Here is a 240-nt window from a genome sequence, read left to right as displayed (position 1 = left end):
GCCGGTCGTGGGCTGGCTGCTGGCAGCCGTGGTCGTGGCCCTCGTGCACCAGTGGGTGCCGGAGCCGCGGTGGCTGCTCCTGCACCTGCTGCTGCTCGGAGCCGCCGGCCACGCGATCCTCGTGTGGAGCCGCTACTTCGCCGACACCCTGCTCCGTGGACCGGCGACCCCGCGGCGCGAGCAGTCGATCCGCCTGGCGACATTCGACCTCGGCGCCGTCGCGGTGACCGTCGGGGTGGC

At 74.6% G+C, this 240-nt stretch carries 1 protein-coding gene; it reads left to right on the top strand.

All coding sequences use genetic code 11. The annotated features are described in order from the left end of the window. Positions 1–240 (top strand): hypothetical protein (locus EOD29_RS34690; RefSeq protein WP_164764085.1); only part of this gene is annotated, 240 nt, incomplete at both ends.

The organism is Mesorhizobium sp. M1A.T.Ca.IN.004.03.1.1 (assembly GCF_003997555.1).
Taxonomy (GTDB): domain Bacteria; phylum Pseudomonadota; class Alphaproteobacteria; order Rhizobiales; family Rhizobiaceae; genus Mesorhizobium.
This window is presented reverse-complemented; position numbering and strand designations above follow the sequence as displayed.